Source organism: Pseudomonas sp. 39004 (genome assembly GCF_028682155.1).
Classification (GTDB): domain Bacteria; phylum Pseudomonadota; class Gammaproteobacteria; order Pseudomonadales; family Pseudomonadaceae; genus Aquipseudomonas; species Aquipseudomonas capeferrum.
The window spans coordinates 17,727-38,628 of sequence record NZ_JANIAG010000017.1; the positions used below are offsets into that span (position 1 = coordinate 17,727).

The window sequence follows — 20,902 nt, forward strand, 5'->3', positions numbered from 1 at the left end:
GGCCTTTATGAAGTCTGACTACGAGCTCTCCCTCAAAGATTACATCGCCATAATCAAGGATCGGGCCCTGTTATTGGGGATCAGTGTCGTAGTCATTCTTGCCGCCACCGTGGTGGTGGCGGTGAGTGTGCCGCCTATCTATCAGTCCACCGGTACCATTCTGGTGGAGTCGCAGCAGATTTCGCCGGAGCTGGTCTCGGCGAACAACAACAGCTTTGCCGATGAGCGCATCGAGGTCATCCGCCAGCGGGTCATGACCCGCGAGAACCTGCTGCGGATCATCGACAAGTACAGCCTGTTCGCCGACAAGGGCAAGCAGCTCAGCGAGAGCGACAAGATCGACCAGATGCGCAATGCCATCGTGGTCGCCTCGCTCAGTACCTTCGTCAGAGGGCGCGGTGAGGCCACGGTCGCCTTCACCGTGTCGTTCGAACACAAGAAACCGGAAGTCGCCAAGGAAGTGGCCAGCGAACTGGTCACGCTGTTTCTCAATGAAAACCTCAAGCAGCGCACCGAGCGGGCGAACGAAACCACTGAGTTCCTGACCCAGGAAGCGAACAAGCTTGGCGCCGAGCTCGCCAGCCTGGAGAACCAGTTGGCAGACTTCAAGCAAGCCCATGCCAATGCCTTGCCCGAGCACCAATCGCTGCGCATGAGCATGTTGTCGCGCTCCGAGCTTGAGTTCAGGGAGGTCGACCGCGACTACAAGACGGCGCAGGAAGAGCTGCGTTACCTTGAACTTGAATTGTCCGCAGCCAATGCCGGGCTGACCACCAAGGCCGACGGTACGCGGCCGGCCAGTGCCGACCTGCCGCAGGACCTGCCCAGCCTCAAGGCCGAGTACACCCGGCTGCTGAGCCGGTACAAAGAAGCGCACCCGGATGTGGTGGCGGTAAAACGCAAGATCCAGGCGCTCGAAGCCAGTGGCGGTAACAGCAAGGCTGCGTCTTCGGTGAGCCTTGACGTGGCCCGCGTCCGTGCAAGGATCGGCGCCGCCCAGGAGCGCATCAGTTCGTTGGCCGAGCAAAAGCGTGAGCTGGTGAAGAAGATGGAAGGCTACGAGGCAGAGATTCTCGAAGCCCCGCAAGTCGAGCGTGGCCTGGTGACCTTGATGCGTGACCACGACAACGCCCGCAAGAAGTACGAGGAAATCCGCGCCAAGGAGATGGGCGCGAAAATTACCGAAAGCTTGGAGCAGGAAAACAAGGCAGAGCGCTTCGTGCTGCTCGAACCACCACTGCTGCCCGAGAAGCCAATCAAGCCCAACCGCAAGAAAATCGCTGCCTTGGGCCTGGTGTTGGCACCGGCAGGTGGCGGCGCGTTGGTGATGTTGCTGGAAATCCTCAATCAGCGGGTGCGTGGCGTCGGTGCGCTGGAGAGCGTGCTGGGCAAGCGCGTGCTGGTCACGGTGCCGTTCATCACCACCCAGGCGGAACTGGCCAAGCGCCGGCGCTGGCGCAACCTGCTGATCATCGCGGGGCTTGTGCTGATTGCTATGCTGGTAGTGCTGGTGCACATGTTCTACATGCCGTTGGATGTGTTGCTGTTCAAGGCTATGGCGCGGTTTGAATAGGGAAAGCAGTGATGGACAGGATCAAGCCGGTAGTTGGCAATAATATTCATCAAGTTTCTCCAGGTGCCACCCAGGCACCGCAAACCGCCCACGGGGCGGAACAACCCGAGGTGCCTGGGCAGTTCGATTATGTGCAGACCAAGGTGGTGCCGTTGCGTGCGGAGCACCTTGAGCGTAATCGGATTGTCGCTTACAACAAGAACTCGAACATGAATGGGCCCATTGACCTGTTGCGCACGCAGGTGCTGAAGGCCATGGAGGAAAACGGCTGGCGTACCTTGGCCATCACCTCGCCAACGCCCGAAGCAGGCAAGACAGTCCTGGCCATCAACCTGGCCATGAGCATCGCCCACCACACGACCAAGACGGCGCTGCTGGTGGACTTCGATTTGCGTCGGCCCAAGGTCGGCAGCAGCCTGGGTTTGCCGATGGACAAGGCGCTCAACGAATTGTTGGCTGACGAAGCCGGGCTGGAAGAAGTGTTGGTCAACCCGACGTTGCCCCGCTTTGTGGTGTTGCCGACACGGGTGCCTATTCCGCTGTCTACCGAAGTGCTGTCCTCGCCCCGGGTGAGCAACCTGATCGGTGACTTGCGCAACCGCTATGAGTCGCGGATCTGCATCTTCGACCTGCCGCCGCTGTTGAGCTCGGACGATGCGATCACGGTGATGTCCAAGTTCGACTGCGTGCTGCTGGTGGTGGCCAACGGTATGAACAGCAAGCAGGAGATCGAGGAGTGTCTGCACCATCTGGCGGCGGTCAACCTGATTGGCACCGTGTTGAACAAGGCGGATGAAAAACCCCGCACGTACTACTGAGACCCTGCGGTCTGTAGGAGCGGCCTTGCGTCGCGAACGGGCCGCGAAGCGGCCCCAGGGAATTGAGCAAGCAGCTCTCAATGCCAGGGGTACTGCAGCTCCCACCGCCAGGCATGCGCCACAATCTGTTCAAGCGACGCATACGCAGGCTGCCACCCCAGCACCTGCATTGCCTTGCTGGCATCCGCCACCAACCTGGGCGGGTCGCCAGCGCGGCGTGGCGCATCGAGTGTATGGATCTGCCGGCCTGTGACTGCACGGGCGGTATCAATCACCTGCTGCACTGAAAAGCCCAACCCATTACCCAGGTTGAATGCCGTGCTGGCGCCGCCTGCCACCAGGTAGTCCACCGCCAGCGCGTGGGCCGATGCCAAGTCGGCGACATGGACATAGTCACGAATGCAGGTGCCATCTGCAGTGTCGTAGTCACGACCAAACACCGTCACCGCATCACGTCGGCCGGAGGCCGCCTGGAGAATCAGCGGTATCAAGTGGGTTTCCGGCTCATGGCGTTCGCCCAACTGGCCGTCAGGGTCAGCCCCCGCAGCGTTGAAGTAACGCAGGCAAACCGACTTCAGCCCGTAGGCGCGGTCGAAATCCTCAAGGATCTGCTCGACCATCCATTTGCTGAGGCCGTAAGGGTTGATCGGCGCCTTGCCATGCGCTTCGTCGATGGGCACGTAGTGGGGGTTGCCGTACACGGCGGCACTGGAGGAGAACACCAAGCGCTTGATACCCGCATTCACCATGGCCTGCAGCAATGTCAGGGTCGCCGCTACGTTGTTCTGATAGTACTTGCCAGGGGCGCTGACAGACTCACCCACCTGAATGAACGAGGCGAAGTGGAACACCGCATCGAACTGGCACTCGGCGAACAGCGCATCCAGCGCGCGCTCATTGGCAATGTCCAGTTCGGCCCATTGCACCCCAGGGCCAGGCGAGGCCAGGTCCGCCACCACCACTTCGTGGCCTGCGGCCAGCAAGTGCTTGACCATGTGCGAGCCGATATACCCTGCGCCACCGACAACCAGTAACTTCATCCGTGCCTCCTGGACGCTGCTGTTGTACCGACGCAGTGAGTCGTCCCTGAATCGAACCGGCGGGAGTATCAGCTACAGGTCTTCAGAGACTGTAGATGGCCAAATGCCCTATTTCAAGAACAGCCAGTTGGACATGTACTGGCCATCGAAGGTGATGCTGTATCGCCCGTCCTGGTAGGCCGCTGGCAGTTCCTTCAGCTGTGCCTGGGCGTCGCGCGCGAACAGTTTCAAGCCAGCTGCAGCCTTGATCGACAACGTGCCTTCGAAGGGCTCGACATTGAACGGCGTCTTGTCATCGGCCTTGGGCACGGCCCGGGTGCCCAGCGAGATCAGCAGGCTGCGCGACTGACCGAGCGGTTTCGCATCCAGGCTTTGCACGACGACGCTGGCATACGGTGTTTTTGCCTGTACCGCGATTTGCCCAAGGTTGACCGTTCGCCCGCCAAGCCAGCCCGTCGCGGCCTGGGTGAGGGGCGTGTCGATGGTGTAGAGGCCTTGTTGCCAGTTGCGTTTGAGCTCCCCGGTATCGGTCACCGCCTCACTGGCATCGGCGTCCAGCAGTGACTGCCCAGGCTCGCGCAGCACCTGTGCGTCGGCTGGGATGACGCTGGGTTTCAGCCACGGCAACTCCGGCGTCTGGGGCATGGCAATCTGCAGCCTGCCTTTTTCCATGGCGGTACGCAGGGCCAGCGCGTTGCGTGGGGTGATGTCCTGGTCGAACAAGGTGGCCGGTGTTGGCGCGAAAACGTAGCGGGTGGTGGCTTGCCGTACATCGGCGCGGCGATAGAGCAGGGCGGCGGCGGGCAGGGTGGCCAGCATCGCCGGGTCGTTGTAGGCGTGCCAATTATCTGCCGTGCGCCAGCCGCTGTTGAAGGCCTGCTGGCTGTAGGCGTATTGCATCATGGCGTCCCAGCCCTGGTGGCTGGCGGTGCCTGCCACATACAGGGGCAGTGAATGGCGGTCGGGCAGCGGGAAGGGTTCGGCATTCCACTCGGTGACCGTCAGGGGCATACCGACCACCTGGGCTGCGGCTATCCAGTTGATCATCCCGTCGCTGGTCAGCGGGTTCTTTTCGAGTTGGCCGATGGCACCGTAGCTGTGTGCGTCGATTACATCGCCAGCAGTGAGCGCGGGCAGCGCGCTCAGGCCGTTGCCACCCCAGGTGCTGGTGGTGGCAATGGGTACCTTGACCCCCAGGCTGTGCAGGTGCGCGATCATGTCGACATCGAAGCGCCGTTCCAGGTCGTTCAGGAACAGTTTCGACGGGCCATGCTCCCAGGCACGCCAGGTACGGTCTGTAGACAGGTCATGGCGCTTGGCGAAGGCTTTGGCTTCGTCCATGTAAAGCTGGCTGTGCTTGGGCACGCGCTTGTCCGGCATCAGGGCGTTGCCGTAGTGCTGGGTGATGTCGTTTTCGTTGGTGATCAATACCGCAGCAATTGCCGGGTCGTCCTTGTAGGCAAGCCCGGTGTAAGGGTTCACATGGGTCATGTACTGCTCGGTAAAGCGCTTCATCGCCTGTTGAATGCTCAGGTTCACATAGGCATAGCCCTTGAGGTCGACCCGGCTCTCGCCCTTGGCCAGTTCGTCGAAGGCATAGATGTTGTCATTGGCGGTGAGGGCGCGCTGTACGTGCATGTCGAGCCATACGTAGATGCCTTCGTCCTTGAGGCTTTTGACCCACAGGTCGATCTTGCGCAGTGATTCGGCATTGAGCTGCTGGGTATCGCGAATCAGGGTGCCGTCGCCAAACACGTTCGGGCTGACCCACGGCGAGTCATGGTGGTGCAGCCGCACGAGGTTGAAGCCCAGTGCCGACAGGCGCTTGGCCTGTTTGGTGATTTCCTCGTCCGGCGTCTTGAACAGCGAGTACGCGGACAGGTTGGTGCCCCAGAAGCGTACGGGCGTGTTGTCCTCGAACACCAGTTGCTCGCCAGAGGCTTTCACAAAACCGCGCTTGCCTGCCGGTTTCTCTGGCGCATTGAGAAAGGACAGGTCGACCGGCGAGGTTTGCCAGTCGAGCTGGTCGTCCGGCCATTGTGTGGGGTCGGCCAGGCCAAAGCGTTCGGTTGGGGTGGGGCCGAGCTCGATATCGCCGGTCACGTTCAGCGTGGCCTTGATCTGCTGCTGGCCGGCGCTGATGGGGTCTTTGTAGAAAAACGCGCGAATTTCGGAGGTGTTGCCCTGTTCGAAGTACACCTTAGCCAACGCCGGCTCGAAGCGCATCTCGATGCGCCTGCCTTGCGCATCCTTGCCCCATGACCAGCCGCGGTTGCCGGGTAGCAGCACCGGCTCGCCCATTTCCCCAGCGACCACGGCAGGGTCGAACTGGAACACGATGCCGCCGCCCATCACGTCGCTCTGCCTGCTGTGTGCGGTCAGGTCGAACGCCCAGGTCAGGGTTTGCGCCTGCTCCTTGCGGATATCCGCTGCCAGGTCGAAGTCCAGCTCCTTGTTCTTGCCTTGCAGGGTGTAGCTGAAGGGCGCATTGACCTTCAGGGCGGTGTAAAAGCCGGTCCAGCTCCAGTCAGCCGCCCAGAAATCGAACTTTGCTTTCATCACGGGGCCGCCACCCCGGGTCACGGTGGGCAGGCCGTTCTGTTCTTCGACGCTGACGAGCCAGCCTGATGCCCAGCCAGCCTGGGACACCATGGCCAGGCCAGCGAACAGCGAAGCCCGCACGAAGCGGTGCATGGGAAAAGCGGTCATTGGCATCACCTGGGTTGAAGTCGTGCATCGGCAAGGTCGCTGGCCTGGCTGGCACGGAGCCTGCGCACCCTTTGTATGTAGGCCACCCCAAGCCCGGCGATCGACCAGTACACCGTGGGGATGATGGTGATGCTGCTGACAGTGAAAATGATCACCAGAATGCCCACCAGGGTCGCCAGCAAAGCCCGGCCCAGTTGCCGTTGCTCGTCATCCTTGTCGGGGAATGTGCGCATGGCCTTGCGGATGCCCAGCAGCACGGTGACGAAGAACGCCACGAACAGCGCGAGCCCGACCAGCCCGACCCGCAGCGCCAGGCTGACGTAGGTGTTGACGATGTCGATGATACCTTCACCCTGAATCATCGATTGCATTTCCGGGGTGTTACGGAAGTCGAACGAGCCGAACAGCGGGTTGCGCTGGATGACGATCCAGGAGTTGTCGATCAACCGTTCCCGGTAGGTAATGTTCTCTTTCTCGATATTGCCGATGAAGGGCAACAGGTCCAGCACCTTGTCGCCCCCGGGCAGCACCGTCAGCAGCGGCAGCGCCAGTACGCCGGCGAGGGCGAGCACGGTCAGGCGCTTGACCGCGCCTTTGCCCAGGGCAATGAACACCACGACGATGACCACGGCGCCGATCCAGGGGCCGCGGGACAGGGGTGCGAAGAGCCCGGCGGCCAGCAGCAGCGCGCCGAGTACCCGCTGCAGCTGGCTGCGTACGTAACCCTGCACGAACAGGTACAGGCCGATGGCCACGCTCATCACGTAACCCAGCGCAATCGCCTGGCCGGTGGTGGCGCTGGCGCGCAGCGAGCCACCGCGGCTCAGGTAGCCGGACATGCTCCACTGCACGCCCATGGCATCGATCAGGGCGTTGTACAGCAGCCAGTGGCGGACGAACTCGGTGACGCCGATCAGTGCCAGGACGAAGGAGGCCAGCACGAACGCCAGCATGGCGTCCTTGAAGTCACTGATTTCCTTGAGCCCACGGCTGGCGACGTAGTACGGCAGGAACACATCGATGTACAGGTACAGTGCCTGGCGCAAGGTGTCGGTGAGGGTGGTTTCACGCAGGTACAGCACACTCATCAACACCAGGCTTGCCGCCAGCAGCTTGTCCGGCCAGGTGCGGCCGAAGCGCAGGGTGTCGCTTTGCCTGCTCAAGGCCAGCGCGGCGGGCAGCAACACGCACAGCGTCAGCAGCCGAACGTGGTTGAGGTCGACCAGGTAGTTGACCACGCCAAACCCGGGTATCTGCACCGACGCAGGCGGAATCAGGAACAGCAACATGAAAAACAGCGCCATGGCATTGCGTTCGCGCCGCCCGGCGATATACAGGATTATCGCGGCCGCAGCCACGTACACCCAGAAACTGTGGGAGGCGAAGGCCACCAGCGTCAGGACGAACCATAGGTTGCGTCGGCGCTTGAAGTCGCTGTAGGGGATGAGATCTGTCGCCGGGCGGCGCGCCATGACGAAAACGACGCCTGCCAGAAACAGAATGACGACAAGTGCACGAAAATGTTCAGGCATTGGCTAAGGCACCTATCCCTCGGTAAGCAACGGCTAGCATCATGGCTAATTGAAACTATAGTGACTTTTAGCGAATCAGTCAGAGATTGAAGTCATGCCGTCGATTGATGTGTCAGCCTCAGCGAGCCTGCGCAACCGCGCACTGAAGGCCGGGTCATGGAACCTGGTATCGCTGGTGGCGTCACAGGTCATGCGCCTGGGCGGCAACCTGATCATGGCCCGTTTGCTATTGCCGGAAATGTTCGGTGTGATGGTCATTGCCACCACGGTTTCGGTGCTTTTGCACTTGCTCTCCGATGTCGGCTTGCGCCAGAACATCATCCAGAGCCACCGGGGTGACGACCCAGAATTTCTCAATACCGCCTGGACCGTACAGATCATCCGCGGTTTCGTGCTGTTTGCCCTGACCTTGCTGCTGGCCGCCGCGTCCTGGTTCGCGCAGCTTGCCAACCTGTGGCCGGCGGACTCCACTTATGCGGCGCCGGAGCTGCCGATGGTGTTGGCGGTGACTGGCCTTTCGGCAATCATCTGGGGCTTCCAATCCACCAAGATAGATGTCGCTGTACGAACTTTCCAACAAAAGCGCGTGGTGCTGGTAGACCTTGCCTCGCAAGTGGTCGGTTTGATCGCCATGCTGGTGATCGGCTACTTCACGCGGTCGATCTGGTCACTGGTGGTCGCGGGCCTGGTCAGTGCCCTGGCGGGTACTGTACTGGGCCACACGGCCCTGCAAGGGCCGAACAACCACTTGCGCTGGGACCGTAGCGCACTGACCGAGCTGATCGTGTTTGGCCGCTGGATCCTGCTGTCGTCGATGGTGGGGGTGTTGGCCATGTACGGCGACCGCATCTGGTTTGGCGCCAGCATGACGGCGGGGCAACTGGGTGTGTATTCCATTGCCGTGCTGATCCTCGGGTCTGTGCAGACCGGGTTGCTGAAACTGGTGGGTTCGGTGGCGCTGCCGGCCTTCAGCGAAGCCGCCCGGGAAGGTGACAAAGAGCGCCTGAAGGCCCTGTACTACCGTTTCAGGTTGCTGGTCGACCTGGCCATGCTGTTTGCCTGCGGGGTGTTCCTGACCGCCAGCCCGTTGCTGATCGGCTGGATGTACGACGCGCGTTACACCGAGGCAGGCACGATCCTTGCCATTCTGTCGCTGTCCTTCTTCACATTGCGCTATACCTTGGCACACCAGATATGGATTGCCCTGGGCCTGACCAAGTACCAGGCCATGGACAACATCATCCGGCTAGTCTCGTTATGGGGGTTGTTGCCACTGCTGCTGGCCATTGGCGGGGTGGACTATGCAATCTGGGGGGTTGCCCTGCATACCTTCCCGACGCTGCTGCTGATTGTCTACGTCAACTGCAAGCTCGATATCTTCAGCATCAAGCGCGAGCTGGTGGTCTTGCCGATGCTGGCGGTGGGCGCGCTCTGCGGTCTGCTGGCGACCCGCTTGTTCAACTGGCTGTAACGCCGCCGTCTGGCGAGCGATGTTTCAACGTCGGGGCGGTCGAGTGACTGATTTTGAACACTTCATCGAGATAGGTCGGGATCATGGGGAAGCTTACGTTGTGTACTGCGCTTTTGGGTCGTAGGGGCTTTCTTCAGAGCTGTGTCTTGCTGGGCGTTGGCGGCGCCGTGTTTGGCGTGGGCGCAGACGTTGCACGCAAACCCGTCGAAAATACCGGCTTCGTGGTGATCAATGGCTGGGTGTTGCCGTCGCAGTACTTCCGGAACGAGCAAGCATGATCAAGGACTATCAGCAGCAGAAAACGCTGCGTGACGGCTACGATTTTTGCATCATCGGGGCTGGCCCCGCAGGCATTACCCTGGCGCTGCGGTTGGCGGCTGCCGGCTGGAACGTGATGCTGGCCGAAGGGGGCGGGCACGAGTATTCGCCGCATTCGCAAGGGCTGTACCAGTGCACGTCGACTGGCCTTGAGTTGTACGCCGAGGAAACACGCCTGCGTTATCTGGGCGGCACGTCCAATCACTGGGCGGGGCGCTGCCGGCCTTTTACCCCTTCGGATTTCGCCATTGCACCGCCTGGTGACTTGCCCGGCTGGCCCATCCCGTATTCGGAAATCGAGGGTTATCTGGCGGCGGCCATGGCGATCGTCGACCTGCCGTCAGGCTCGGCGTTTCATGCGATGAACACCGGGCTCAGTGGCGGCGACTTCGAGCCTGACCGCTTCCTGCTCAGCCCGCCGACGCGCTTTGCACAGAAGTACGCAACAGCGCTGAATGAGACTGCGGGGCTGGATGTATTCATCAATTGCAACTGCGTCGATCTTGAATTCGACAAAGCCTCGGGCCAGGTGGTGGCGGCGGTGGTGTCTGACTACGACCGCCATCGTCAGCGCGTGCAGGCCAGGCACTTCATCCTGGCGACCGGCGCCATCGAGAATGCGCGGCAATTGCTCAACAGTGAAACCCTGCTGGCCGCCGGTATCGTCGACAAGCAAGGGCTGACCGGGTGTTGCTTCATGGAACACCTGAATATCGACATGGGGACCTTCATCCTGAAGTCGGACCAGGACAAGGAGATGCGCCAGTACTACACCACCGATGCCTTTGTCGCGGAGTACCAGGCAGGTAAAGGCAATGTGACCGCCGCACTGCTCTCGGATGTTCAGACCTATGGCCGCACGGCCGAGGTCAAACACTTTCTGGAGAACCTCGCCTGCGACATGGGCGTTGCCAGCAAAATCGAATTCTTCGCCAAGTTCAGCTGCCCCGGCGACGGCGTGATCGGCACGATGATCGAGCAGTTCCCCAACCGGCAAAGCCGTATATCGCTGCTGGATGAAAAGGATCAACTGGGGGTGGCCAAGGTCAACGTCAATTGGGCGTTGAGCGACACCGACCGGCACACCATCAAGTGCATTGGTACTGAACTGGCCAAGCAGTTCGCCGACATGGACCTTGGCTACGTCAAGCTCAATGACTTCGTGTATGACACGTCGGTGCCGCTGAAGATGGCGCCGCATGCCCACCATATGGGCACCACGCGCATGGCCGCTTCACCCGAGTTCGGTGTGGTCGATGCCGACTGCAAAGTCTTCGGCACCCAGAACCTCTACATTGCGGGAAGCAGTATCTTCGCCAAGGGCGGCGCTTCCAACCCGACCATGCCGTTGTTGCAATTTGCCGTGCGGCTGGCGGACCACCTCAATGAAAAATTGAAATCGGCTACGGGTGCCACGGTGTAACGCACGTTGTAAATGGGTTGAGTGCGATGCGGTCAGCACCAAGAAGAACGAGACCGAATTCGCCTCAGGGACAGTCCAGATTCGCTTTGATTGCGAGGCTTGCAGAATGAATGGATGGCTACGGAGTGCACTGACGTATTATGTCAATTCCACAGGGCGTGGAGGCTCGACATACAAAAAGTTCTGTAACCCTACAGGACGGGAGTGGGGCAACTACCTGGCCCGCTGGGGCAAGTTTCATTCGGTAGGCAACAACTTTCACATCAACCCTGGGTGCAACGTCACCGACCCTGCGCTGGTGCGCATTGGCAATAACGTCGGGCTCTCGGATTGCACCCTGATCGGGCACGATGGCGTGGTCGCGCTGATCGAGCTCTGCTACGGCAAACACCTCGATTCTGTCGGCTACATCGACATCAAGGACAACTGCTTCATCGGCCATGGCGCAATCGTCATGCCCCGCGTGACCATCGGGCCCGACTCGATCGTGGCTGCCGGTGCGGTGGTCACCAAAGACGTGCTGCCCGGCACCGTGGTGGGCGGCAACCCGGCCAAGTTCATCTGCACCACCGAGGCCCTGATCAAAAGGGTCGAGGATCGCTGCGAAAGCTACCCCTGGATCGAAATGGTCAAACAGCGCAAAGGTGCCTTCGACCCGGCGGTCGAGCCGGCCCTTGCTGCGCAACGGCGGCAGTACTTCTTCGGGGACGGTAGCAATGGATAGAAAACCCGTCGATGTCATGGTGGTCAATTTCAATACCGCGTCCTTGCTGCAGCCCATGTTCGATGCGCTGCGCCAGGCCGATAGCGAAAAGCTCGCCAGTTACCTGGTTGTCGACAATGCCTCGGTCGATGACTCTGTAGAGCGCATGGCCAAGGTGTGCCCCGAGGCGCTGTTGCTGAGCAACAAGAAGAACGTCGGTTTTGGCCGTGCCAATAACCAGTTGCTTGCGCACCTGCAGGGCAAGTACGCGCTGCTGCTCAACACCGATGCCTTCGTGGCGGCCGACTCCCTGGCCAAAACCATCGAGTACATGGACAACCACCCTGAGTGCGGTGTGCTAGGCGTGCGCCTGGAAGGCCGCGAGGGTGACCTGCAACCCAGTTGCCGCTACTTCCCGACGCCCCTGAACGTGTTTGTCGGCCGTACCGGGCTGGGGCGCTTTTTCCCCGGCTTGAAAATGGTCGACGAGATGAGCTGGGACCATGGCTCGGTACGGGAGTGCGACTGGCTGCCCGGTTGCTTCTACCTGGTCCGTCGAGAAGTGCTGGACCAGGTCGGCCTGTTCGACCCGCGCTACTTTCTGTACTACGAGGAAGTTGACCACTGCAAGCGGGTCAAGGAGGCGGGCTGGAAGGTGGTGTTCTATCCCCATACCACGGTGGTGCACATCGGCGGCGAAAGCTCCAAGTCAGTCAGCGAACTGGAGGCGGCCAGCCGGCAGATCTCCAGTTACCAGATCGAAAGCGAGCTGCTGTACTTTCGCAAACACCACGGTGTTACCGGGCTGGCACTGCACATGCTGCTGGTGTGCATAGGGGACCTCGTACTGGCACTCAAGGCGCTGTTGAAGGGAAGGGGCCGCGCTGCGATACGGGCCTGCTGGCGGCATTGCCAGACCACTTGGTCGCTGTTGTTCAAGACCCGGTTCGCAACCCAACCCACACGGTAGGTGAAGCCATGTTCGAGAATATCCGCGCGGACTTGCGTGCACACGGTGGTGATTGGGGCGCCCAGGGGTTCTGGGTGCTGCTGGTGTATCGCTTTGGGCGCTGGCGCTATGGTGTGCGCCCGGCCCTGCTGCGCAAACTGTTCTCCATCCTCTACAAGATCCTGTTCAAGTTCGTGCAGATCATCACCGGGGTGGAATTGCCCTGCGAGGTGGTGATCGGCCGCAACTTCGTCATCGACCATTTTGGCGGCATCGTCATCAGTGGCTACGCCCGGTTCGGCGATGACTGCCGTATTCGCAACGGTGTGGTGGTGGGCCTGAAGAACGTCAACGAGCCGATTGCGCCGGTGTTTGGCAACAACGTCGATATCGGCGCAGGGGCCAAGGTGCTGGGCAATATCCGCATCGGCAACAACGTGACCATTGGCTCCAACGCTGTGGTGCTGATCGATGTGCCCGACGACTCACTGGCAGTCGGTGTACCCGCGACCGTCAAGCGTCGAAAACCAACTGAAGCTGCGGCGTGCCCGGTCGAGTGAGGCCCATGGAGACAGGTATCGGCGTGGTGGTGATCGGCCGCAATGAGGGGCTGCGCCTGGAGCGCTGCCTGCGCTCATTGGCGCACGGCGCGGAGCAGGTGGTGTACGTCGACTCAGGCTCCAGCGACGGCTCTGTGGCCATGGCGCAGGCCTTGGGCGTGCACGTGCTGGCGCTCGACATGGCCCGCCCGTTCACCGCAGCCCGGGCGCGTAACGAGGGCTTCGCTTGCCTGCAACGGCTGTTGCCATCGATGCGCTACGTGCAGTTTGTCGACGGTGATTGCGAGGTGGACCCAGGCTGGTTGGCCAGCGCCCAGGCATTTCTGCAGGCGCACCCTGAGCTGGCGGTGGTGTGCGGGCGTCGCCGCGAACGGTTCCCCCAGCGCTCGATTTACAACTGGCTGTGCGACCTGGAATGGGACACGCCCATCGGTGAAGCCAAGGCCTGTGGTGGCGATGCATTGATGCGTGTCGACGCGTTCACCCAAGTGGGCGGGTTCCGCCCGGACCTGATTGCCGGCGAAGAGCCAGAGTTGTGCGTGCGCTTGCGCGCCAAGGGTTGGAAGATCTGGCGGCTGGCCGCTGAAATGACCTTGCACGATGCGGCCATGACCCATTTCAGCCAGTGGTGGCGACGCAGTTTGCGGGCCGGCCATGCCTATGCCGAAGGTGCTTTTTTGCATGGGCGTGCGCCAGAGCACCACTGGTTGCGCGAGTCTCGCCGCGCCTGGCTGTGGGGCTTGGGTATCCCGCTGGCGACAGTGCTTGCCGGTGGCCTGCTGGGTGGCTGGGCGCTGCTGCTGTTGCTGATCTACCCGCTGCAGGCCGCGCGCCTGGCGCGTCGCGGTGGCAAGTCGAGGCGCGAGAACTGGTTGCAGGCGGTGTTCCTGGTGCTTGGCAAATTCCCTGAAATGCTTGGGCAGGTAAAGTTCCTGTTGAACCGGTTCGCTGCCGGCAAGGCCGCGTTGATCGAGTACAAATGAGAGCCCTATGATTGCCAGATCGATAGTGAAAAGTGTGCTCACCCTGCAACCCGGCTACTCGCTGCGGGCCTTGAACAACAAAGCCAAGCTGACGGTAGAGATCGCCAGGCAGTGGCCCGCCCTGAAGGCGTTCATGCAGCGCATGTCGTCTGCGCTGGGTGATGACCGCTTTGCAAGGCTTGGGGTGGATTGCATCGGCGTCGTGCAGTGGCCCTACATCAGCAAGAATTGGCAGGCGCAGGAGCGCCTGGGGGTGGTGGCGTCGCACTTCGAAGAGGTGGCCAGGCAGTTTCCGAAACTGTTGCTGCTGGGCCGGGACGACAGCCTGACCCTGTGTGACCTGTCGGCCTATTCGACAGGGTGCGCCCTGATGCTGGACCGGCCCATCTGGTTCAAGCGTGAAGGTGAGCTGGTGCTCAACCTGTTCCAGGGCGATCTGCGCGTAGCGTCACTGGCGTTCACCCTGTGCCGCCAGCACGGTGAGTTGTGCCTGTTCATTGGCGCCGTCCAGGGCATTCACAAGGGCATCGACAGCGAAACGTCGTTGAACATCTACAGGGACCTGACCAAGGACTTCGAAGGCCTGCGCCCCAGAAGTTTTCTGCTGGAAGCCTTCAAGTGCATGGCCAGAGCACTGGGGGTAGTGCGCATCTACGCCGTCGGCGATGCGCACCGCCACCATCGTCATCCCTATTTTGGCGCCGACAAGGCGCAAGACCTGGCCGCCCATTACGACGTCATCTGGCAGGAAAACGGCGCTACAGCTTCAGAACGCGAGGACTTTTTCAGTCTGCCTTTGGCCGCGGCCAAGCGTGCGGCAGACGACATCGCGCCCAAGAAGCGGGCGATGTACCGCCGGCGTCATGCCTTGTTGGATGACGTTTTCGCCCGCCTTGAAGCTGCATTGTCAGGCAGCGAGCACAACCATGGGCTACAAGGGATGAAGGGGGATGTGCTTGAACGTGCATCGGCAGGGGGGCCGCCGCCGGCGATCGACAGCCTGAAGTAACGGGTTGCCGCTGGCAGGGTTCATTACGCAGGCATTGAATTGGATTCCTATGCGCATTGCTTACTTCATCAACCAGTACCCGAAGGTCAGCCATAGCTTCATTCGACGCGAAATGCTGGCGCTGGAGCGCCAGGGCATGGAGATCCAGCGCATTGCCCTGCGGGGCTGGGACGCCGAATTGCAGGACGCCGAGGACATTGCCGAGCGGGACAAGACCCGCTACGTGCTGCAGGACGGCGTCAAGGGGTTGTTGGCACCGACGCTGCAGGTAATGCGCGCCGAGCCGAGGCGCTTCTTCGCCACCCTGTGGCTGGCCTTGCGCATGGGCCAGCGCGCAGACCGGGCCTGGCCTTATCACCTGGTGTACCTGGCAGAGGCGTGCAAGGTCTTGCTCTGGTTGCAGGCCTTTGGCGCCAAGCACGTGCACGCGCACTTTGGCACCAACTCCACCGAGGTGGTGATGCTGGCCCATGCACTCGGCGGGCCTGGCTACAGCTTTACCGTGCACGGCCCGGAAGAATTCGATAAACCGCAATTTCTGCACGTGGGCGAAAAGGTGCGCCGCGCAGCGTTTGTCGCGGCGGTCAGTTCTTACGGGCGCAGCCAGTTGTTCCGCTGGGTGGCCCATGAGCACTGGGGGAAAGTGAAGGTGGTGCATTGTGGCCTGGAACGCGAGTTTCATGCCGTCGCCGCTGTGGCCGCACCTGCAGCGCCACGCCTGGTGTGCGTAGGGCGCCTGTGCGAACAGAAGGGCCAGCTGTTGCTGATCGAGGCGGCCCGCCTGTTGGCCGCCCAAGGCGTTGCATTCGAGCTGGTATTGGCAGGGGATGGCGAGATGCGCGGGCAGATCGAGGCCCTGGTCGCCCGCCATGGCTTGCAGGCACAGGTGCGGATAACCGGCTGGATCAGCGGCGCCCAGGTGCGGGACGAAATTCTGGCGGCCCGTGCCTTGGTGTTGCCCAGCTTCGCCGAGGGCTTGCCGGTGGTCATCATGGAGGCCATGGCGTTGCGCCGGCCGGTGCTGACGACTTATGTAGCGGGCATCCCCGAGCTGGTTCGCCAGGGCGAGAATGGCTGGTTGTTCCCGGCGGGCACGGTGGAGGAGCTGGCTGCGGCAATGGCCGATTGCCTGGCGCAACCCGCCGACGTGTTGCAGCGCATGGGCGAGGCGGCGTATGAGCGGGTGCTGCAACGCCACGATATCGATACCGAGGCCGCCAAGTTGGCCAGCTACTTCAAGGCCTGCGCATGATCAGCCTATTGGCGTGGCTAGTAGGCCTGGTGGCGGTTGCCATCCTGCTGCCATCGTTGGTGTTGTTCGCGCAGGTGCTGCTGGCTTGCCTGCCTGCACGGCCACAGCCTGCGGCCAGTGCCAGGCGCCCGCGCGTGGCGGTGCTGGTGCCTGCGCACAACGAGGCGTCGATCATTGCTTCGACGCTGGCGAGCGTCGGCCCGCAAATGCTGGCGCATGACCGTTTGCTGGTGGTAGCGGACAATTGCAGCGACGACACCGCGCAGTTGGCGCGCAGGGCGGGCGCTGAAGTGGTGGAGCGGCACAACGATCAACTGCGTGGCAAGGGCTATGCGTTGGACTTTGGTGTGCGGCATCTGGCGCAGGACCCGCCAGAGGTGGTGATCATCGTCGACGCCGACTGCCTGGTGGGTGAGGGCGCCATCGACCTGCTGGCACGCCGCTGCCTTGAAGCTGCGCGGCCTGTGCAGGCGCTCTACCTGATGCACGCGCCCGCCGGCGCGGGCCTGAAAGTGCAGATCGCCGAATTTGCCTGGCGGGTGAAGAACCTGGTGCGCCCGCGAGGGTGGGCACGCCTGGGCTGGCCTTGTCAGCTGATGGGTGCGGGCATGGCATTTTCCTGGCGGGACCTGGCAGCGGTCGATTTGGCCAATGGGCACCTCGTCGAAGACTTGAAGCTGGGCCTGGATTTGTGCCAGGCCGGCAAACCACCGCTGTTTTGCCCTGCCGCGCAGGTTACTAGCGAGTTCCCGCTTAGCCAGGAAGGCTTGAGCAGCCAGCGTACTCGCTGGGAGCATGGCCACCTGGGGGTGATCGTGGCCGAAGTGCCCAGCTTGCTGGTGGGCGCGCTCGCGCGGCGCAATTGGCCGCTGCTGGCCATGGCCCTGGACCTGATGGTCCCGCCGTTGGCGTTGCTGGTACTGGCCTTGATAGTGGTGGTAGGCGTGTGCTGGCTGGCCGCGCTGCTGTTCGGTATCACGGCACCGGCGTGGATCGCCACGGCGGCCTTGGCAATGCTGGGTGTGGCGGTGCTGCTGGCGTGGTGGCGTTTCTCTCGGGAACTGATCCCGTTTTCGGTGTTGCTTTACGCCCCTTTCTACGCCGCGAGAAAGATCCCTTTGTATCTGGGTTTCTTGATCAAACGCCAGGTTGAATGGGTGCGCTCGAAACGGGATGACAGCTGATGAGCGAATGGCAAAGCCGCTGGAAAACGATTATCGGCAAACTGCGGGTAGTCAGAGACCCTGCGCAAGCGCAACTTCTGCTTGAGGCACTGTGCCGGCCCGAGGCGCCGACGGTACTGGGTTTCGTCAATGCCCATGGCATGAACCTGGTGGCGGGTAATGCGGATTACTGCAAGGCGCTGTGTTCGGCCGATGTGCTGCTGCGTGATGGGGCCGGCATGGCGATTCTGTATCGCCGCCTGGGGCTGGACCCTGGGCTGAACATGAATGGCACAGACCTCATCCCCAAGCTGATGGCGGCGTTCAAGGGGCGGCGAGTTGCATTCTGGGGTACCCGAGAGCCGTTTCTGGGCCAGGCGGTGCAGTGCAGCGAGGCCCGCTTCGGCCTGGTGCCGGTGTCGGTCCACGATGGTTTTGCCGATGTAGCCACTTACCTTGAACTTGCCCGGGCAACGCAGCCGGAGCTGATCGTGCTGGGCATGGGGATGCCCAAGCAGGAAGCGCTTGCCCAAAGGCTGGTTGCCAGTGGCGGGCCGTGCCTGATCGTCTGCGGTGGGGCAATTCTGGACTTTCTTGGCGGCAAGGTCAGCCGGGCCCCGGCCTGGCTTCGCCGGTTGGGCGGGGAGTGGATCTTCCGTTTGGTCAAGGAGCCTAAACGCCTGTTCATGCGTTACGTGGTGGGTAACCCGGCGTTCCTTCTACGAACCCTGTTCTGCACCAAGGCAAAGACGCTCGATGCCGGTAACACGCCCAGGCGTATCTGACGATTCGGCCAGGCGAACCGTCTGAAATGGCCAAAATCCATCGCAGGGCGGATTCCGCCCGCCGGGTGGGCGAGCGACTGCTACAGTGATAGCAAGCGGCCTTGGGGGGGGCGGCAAAGATTATTCAGAATACAGGATTCTACTTTAAAGGCTGTTATTGATTGATTGAGTAAGCTGCAAGGCACTTGCTACGCTCAAATTAATGAGGTCTGAAATGGTTCTCGAACCCAGAAGCAGTCGTTCCTTACTTCAGCGAAGAAGCAGCGTAAGTAACGCCATTCAAGCGGGTCTAGATGGAATTGCAGTAACCGGTGTTGCCTGGTACTTGATCTATGATCAATTCGGTCACATTACCTCTGATTATGTGATCATGCTGCTGTTGTTAATTGGTGCGCTGGCGGTTATTTACGACCATTATGCAATTTATCGAACCAACGTCGGTTTGTCGATCAAGGCGTTCAGGTTGTTCAAGGCGTGGTCGGCAACCTTTTGTTTTCTGGTGGTCATGGCATTTCTTACCAAACAAAGCGAGACGTACTCGCGGCTGTTGGTGGTGCAGTTGTTTGTTTTTGGTTATTTTGCCCAGCTGTTTTTACATGTGGTGGTGCGTGAATTGCAAAAACGCTTTACCGCCCACGCCCGCCTGGACAACGCGCTTATTATCGGGGCGGGTGACCTTGCCAACTTCCTGCACCAGAAGATCAGCAACAACCCCTGGTTCGGTGAGCGGGTGCTGGGTTGCGTGCTGATCAATGATTCGGCTGAGCAGGGCAGTGCCGACGCAAAGCAGCGCCTGCCGGTGCTCGGGCATGTCACCGACCTTGACGAGATTGTCGCCAAGCACGCCATTCGCACGGTGTACCTGGTCACCCCGCTGGGTGGCTCCGAAGTGATTAACGACGTGTATTTGAAGTTGCTCGACAAGTGCATTGCGGTCAACTGGGTGCCGGACATCTTCTCGTTGCGCTTGATTAACCACAGTGTGCGGGAAATTGCCGGTATTCCGGTATTGACTTTGTCGGAAACACCCTTGACCGGCATGAGTCTGTTTCTGAAGAACCTCGAAGACCGGGTACTGGCCGCATTGATTTTACTGTGTGCCTCACCGGTGCTGCTGGCGGTGGCCATCGCGATCAAGATCGACAGTCGCGGCCCGGTCTTCTTCAGGCAAGAGCGGATGGGCTGGACGGGTGAATCCTTCCGCATCTGGAAGTTCCGTAGCATGCATGTTCATCAACCGGAAAATGGCGTTGTCAAACAGGCTCAGAAGAATGACCCAAGGCTCACCCGGGTGGGCGCTTTTATTCGCAAGACCAGCCTGGACGAGTTGCCGCAGTTGTTCAATGTATTGACCGGCGAAATGTCGTTGGTGGGGCCGCGCCCCCATGCACTTCAGCACGATACGCTGTATTCGCAAGACATTGTCGACTACTTTGCGCGGCACAATATCAAACCCGGCATGACCGGCCTGGCGCAGGTCAGGGGCTTCCGGGGTGAAACCAAAGACATCGAGCAGATGATCCAGCGGGTCGACTCGGACATCGAGTACATCAACAATTGGTCGTTGTGGCTCGACTTTGTCATTTTGGTCCGCACGCTCAATGCCTTTACCGGCAAGCAGGCCTACTAGCCCGACGCTGATCGGCCCTCACCCCAGCGGGTGCAGTTCCCTGAACCCGCGAGCTTCTTCCACCAGCCAATCATGCACCGCGCGGGCGCCGGGCTGGGTCAGCCCGCCGGGCGGGTAATGCACCACATAGCGTTTGTGGTTGGCGATCGCTACCCCGAACGGCACGATCAGCGCCCCCCGTTCCAGTTCATCGTTGAGCAGGGTTCGCCGGGCGATTGCCACGCCAACCCCGGCAATCGCCGCCTCGATGGTCAGGTGGTTGCGGTTGAAGGTATGCCCCCGCCGTACATCGAGGCCGCCCGCGCCGATACCTTCCAGGTAGAACTCCCATTCAGCGTACTCCGAGGCCCCTCGCCAGGCGGTGATGTCATGCAGCAGGGGGTAATGCGCAAGGTCAGCCGGCCCGTGCAGCGGTGGTCGGCCACGCAGCAGCGTGGGCGAGCAGACCGGGAAGATCTGCTCGTCCAGCAGCGGCGTCGACAGCATGCCCGGGTAACTGCCATCGTTCAGGTCGATGGCCAGGTCGAAGTCCCCCGGGTGCAGTGCCTGTGCGCTGTCTTCGGCCACCAGCCGCAACTCGATGTCCGGGTAGCGCTGCTGAAAGCGCGGCAAACGCGGCGTCAGCCATTTGGCCAGAAATGACGGAATAGAACGCAGGCGCAAGGTGCCGCGGATCTCACCGGCGTCCAGGCGCAGCAGCTCGGCCTCGATGCTGCCATAGGCCTCGGCCACCGTCTGGGCCAGGCGTTGCCCTTCGGCGCTCAGCTCGACGCCGCGCGCGCGCCGCAGGAACAGGCGATAGCCCAACCGTTCCTCCAGCTGGCGCATCTGCTGGCTGACGGCGCCCGGGGTGATATGCAGTTCTTCGGCGCAGCGGGTAAATGACAAATGCCGAGCCGCACAGGAGAACACATGCAGCCAGACGAACATCTGGCCATTGAGTTGTCGTCTCATCGTTTAGTACCACTAAAGCCTTGCTTAGGA

General features: G+C 61.3%; 17 protein-coding genes. 13 read left to right on the plus strand and 4 right to left on the minus strand.

Features of this window, described 5'->3' with window-relative positions; all coding sequences use genetic code 11:
- Positions 1-7 precede the first annotated feature (7 nt).
- Positions 8-1,573 carry a GumC family protein gene (locus NP534_RS05055; protein WP_274097989.1) on the plus strand — a complete coding sequence of 522 codons (1,566 nt, stop codon included), beginning with the start codon at positions 8-10 and terminating at the stop codon, positions 1,571-1,573.
- 11 nt (positions 1,574-1,584) lie between these two features.
- Positions 1,585-2,391 (plus strand): CpsD/CapB family tyrosine-protein kinase, encoded by an 807-nt coding sequence (locus tag NP534_RS05060; protein WP_274097990.1) that lies wholly within the window; start codon positions 1,585-1,587, stop codon positions 2,389-2,391.
- A gap of 77 nt (positions 2,392-2,468) precedes the next feature.
- Here NP534_RS05060 and galE read toward each other — a convergent pair whose 3' ends face one another.
- The 3 genes from galE to NP534_RS05075 form a co-directional block, all read right to left on the minus strand.
- Entirely contained in the window at positions 2,469-3,431 is a 963-nt protein-coding gene (gene galE, locus NP534_RS05065) for a UDP-glucose 4-epimerase GalE (RefSeq protein ID WP_274097991.1), read from the minus strand.
- Between the two features lie 108 nt (positions 3,432-3,539).
- Positions 3,540-6,140, minus strand: a complete 2,601-nt coding sequence (locus tag NP534_RS05070; RefSeq protein WP_274097992.1) for a cellulase family glycosylhydrolase — start codon at positions 6,138-6,140, stop codon at positions 3,540-3,542.
- 5 nt (positions 6,141-6,145) lie between these two features.
- Positions 6,146-7,672, minus strand: coding sequence for an O-antigen ligase family protein (locus NP534_RS05075; RefSeq protein ID WP_274097993.1), 1,527 nt, complete (start codon positions 7,670-7,672; stop codon positions 6,146-6,148).
- 94 nt (positions 7,673-7,766) lie between these two features.
- Between NP534_RS05075 and NP534_RS05080 the strand changes: the two genes are divergently transcribed.
- From NP534_RS05080 to NP534_RS05130, 11 genes are all read left to right on the plus strand, one after another.
- Positions 7,767-9,143 (plus strand): oligosaccharide flippase family protein, encoded by a 1,377-nt coding sequence (locus NP534_RS05080; RefSeq protein ID WP_274097994.1) that lies wholly within the window; start codon positions 7,767-7,769, stop codon positions 9,141-9,143.
- A gap of 274 nt (positions 9,144-9,417) precedes the next feature.
- Complete coding sequence (locus tag NP534_RS05085; RefSeq protein ID WP_274097995.1) at positions 9,418-10,884, plus strand: FAD-dependent oxidoreductase; 1,467 nt, start codon at positions 9,418-9,420, stop codon at positions 10,882-10,884.
- 106 nt (positions 10,885-10,990) lie between these two features.
- The gene (locus tag NP534_RS05090) at positions 10,991-11,608 is read left to right on the plus strand and encodes an acyltransferase (protein WP_033697657.1); all 618 of its coding nucleotides are present in this window, start codon (positions 10,991-10,993) and stop codon (positions 11,606-11,608) included.
- The gene (locus NP534_RS05095; RefSeq protein ID WP_274097996.1) at positions 11,601-12,557 is read left to right on the plus strand and encodes a glycosyltransferase family 2 protein; all 957 of its coding nucleotides are present in this window, start codon (positions 11,601-11,603) and stop codon (positions 12,555-12,557) included. Before NP534_RS05090 ends, NP534_RS05095 begins: the two co-directional genes overlap by 8 nt.
- 8 nt (positions 12,558-12,565) lie before the next feature.
- Positions 12,566-13,096 carry a serine O-acetyltransferase gene (locus NP534_RS05100; RefSeq protein ID WP_274097997.1) on the plus strand — a complete coding sequence of 177 codons (531 nt, stop codon included), beginning with the start codon at positions 12,566-12,568 and terminating at the stop codon, positions 13,094-13,096.
- A 5-nt stretch (positions 13,097-13,101) separates the two neighbouring features.
- A complete protein-coding gene (locus tag NP534_RS05105; protein ID WP_274097998.1) occupies positions 13,102-14,079 on the plus strand; it encodes a glycosyltransferase family 2 protein in 978 nt (325 codons plus the stop codon).
- Positions 14,080-14,086: 7 nt separating this feature from the next.
- The gene (locus tag NP534_RS05110; protein WP_274097999.1) at positions 14,087-15,088 is read left to right on the plus strand and encodes a VirK/YbjX family protein; all 1,002 of its coding nucleotides are present in this window, start codon (positions 14,087-14,089) and stop codon (positions 15,086-15,088) included.
- 49 nt (positions 15,089-15,137) lie between these two features.
- Positions 15,138-16,340, plus strand: coding sequence for a glycosyltransferase family 4 protein (locus tag NP534_RS05115; protein WP_274098000.1), 1,203 nt, complete (start codon positions 15,138-15,140; stop codon positions 16,338-16,340).
- The gene (locus NP534_RS05120; protein WP_274098001.1) at positions 16,337-17,524 is read left to right on the plus strand and encodes a glycosyltransferase family 2 protein; all 1,188 of its coding nucleotides are present in this window, start codon (positions 16,337-16,339) and stop codon (positions 17,522-17,524) included. The genes NP534_RS05115 and NP534_RS05120 overlap by 4 nt, the downstream gene beginning before the upstream one ends.
- The gene (locus NP534_RS05125) at positions 17,524-18,288 is read left to right on the plus strand and encodes a WecB/TagA/CpsF family glycosyltransferase (RefSeq protein ID WP_274098002.1); all 765 of its coding nucleotides are present in this window, start codon (positions 17,524-17,526) and stop codon (positions 18,286-18,288) included. The genes NP534_RS05120 and NP534_RS05125 overlap by 1 nt, the downstream gene beginning before the upstream one ends.
- Positions 18,289-18,502: 214 nt before the next feature.
- The gene (locus tag NP534_RS05130; protein ID WP_033697665.1) at positions 18,503-19,918 is read left to right on the plus strand and encodes an undecaprenyl-phosphate glucose phosphotransferase; all 1,416 of its coding nucleotides are present in this window, start codon (positions 18,503-18,505) and stop codon (positions 19,916-19,918) included.
- Between the two features lie 18 nt (positions 19,919-19,936).
- Here the strand turns inward: NP534_RS05130 and NP534_RS05135 are convergent, their stop codons facing one another.
- Positions 19,937-20,872, minus strand: coding sequence for a LysR substrate-binding domain-containing protein (locus NP534_RS05135; RefSeq protein ID WP_274098003.1), 936 nt, complete (start codon positions 20,870-20,872; stop codon positions 19,937-19,939).
- Between the last annotated feature and the right edge of the window lie 30 nt (positions 20,873-20,902).

Bases quoted from the DNA above. Each gene is read 5' to 3' on its own strand.
- NP534_RS05055 (WP_274097989.1), top strand. From the start codon at position 8: ATGAAGTCTGACTACGAGCTCTCCCTCAAAGATTACATCGCCATAATC.
- NP534_RS05060 (WP_274097990.1), top strand. From the start codon at position 1,585: ATGGACAGGATCAAGCCGGTAGTTGGCAATAATATTCATCAAGTTTCT.
- galE (WP_274097991.1), bottom strand. From the start codon at position 3,431: ATGAAGTTACTGGTTGTCGGTGGCGCAGGGTATATCGGCTCGCACATG.
- NP534_RS05070 (WP_274097992.1), bottom strand. From the start codon at position 6,140: ATGACCGCTTTTCCCATGCACCGCTTCGTGCGGGCTTCGCTGTTCGCT.
- NP534_RS05075 (WP_274097993.1), bottom strand. From the start codon at position 7,672: ATGCCTGAACATTTTCGTGCACTTGTCGTCATTCTGTTTCTGGCAGGC.
- NP534_RS05080 (WP_274097994.1), top strand. From the start codon at position 7,767: ATGCCGTCGATTGATGTGTCAGCCTCAGCGAGCCTGCGCAACCGCGCA.
- NP534_RS05085 (WP_274097995.1), top strand. From the start codon at position 9,418: ATGATCAAGGACTATCAGCAGCAGAAAACGCTGCGTGACGGCTACGAT.
- NP534_RS05090 (WP_033697657.1), top strand. From the start codon at position 10,991: ATGAATGGATGGCTACGGAGTGCACTGACGTATTATGTCAATTCCACA.
- NP534_RS05095 (WP_274097996.1), top strand. From the start codon at position 11,601: ATGGATAGAAAACCCGTCGATGTCATGGTGGTCAATTTCAATACCGCG.
- NP534_RS05100 (WP_274097997.1), top strand. From the start codon at position 12,566: ATGTTCGAGAATATCCGCGCGGACTTGCGTGCACACGGTGGTGATTGG.
- NP534_RS05105 (WP_274097998.1), top strand. From the start codon at position 13,102: ATGGAGACAGGTATCGGCGTGGTGGTGATCGGCCGCAATGAGGGGCTG.
- NP534_RS05110 (WP_274097999.1), top strand. From the start codon at position 14,087: ATGATTGCCAGATCGATAGTGAAAAGTGTGCTCACCCTGCAACCCGGC.
- NP534_RS05115 (WP_274098000.1), top strand. From the start codon at position 15,138: ATGCGCATTGCTTACTTCATCAACCAGTACCCGAAGGTCAGCCATAGC.
- NP534_RS05120 (WP_274098001.1), top strand. From the start codon at position 16,337: ATGATCAGCCTATTGGCGTGGCTAGTAGGCCTGGTGGCGGTTGCCATC.
- NP534_RS05125 (WP_274098002.1), top strand. From the start codon at position 17,524: ATGAGCGAATGGCAAAGCCGCTGGAAAACGATTATCGGCAAACTGCGG.
- NP534_RS05130 (WP_033697665.1), top strand. From the start codon at position 18,503: ATGGTTCTCGAACCCAGAAGCAGTCGTTCCTTACTTCAGCGAAGAAGC.
- NP534_RS05135 (WP_274098003.1), bottom strand. From the start codon at position 20,872: ATGAGACGACAACTCAATGGCCAGATGTTCGTCTGGCTGCATGTGTTC.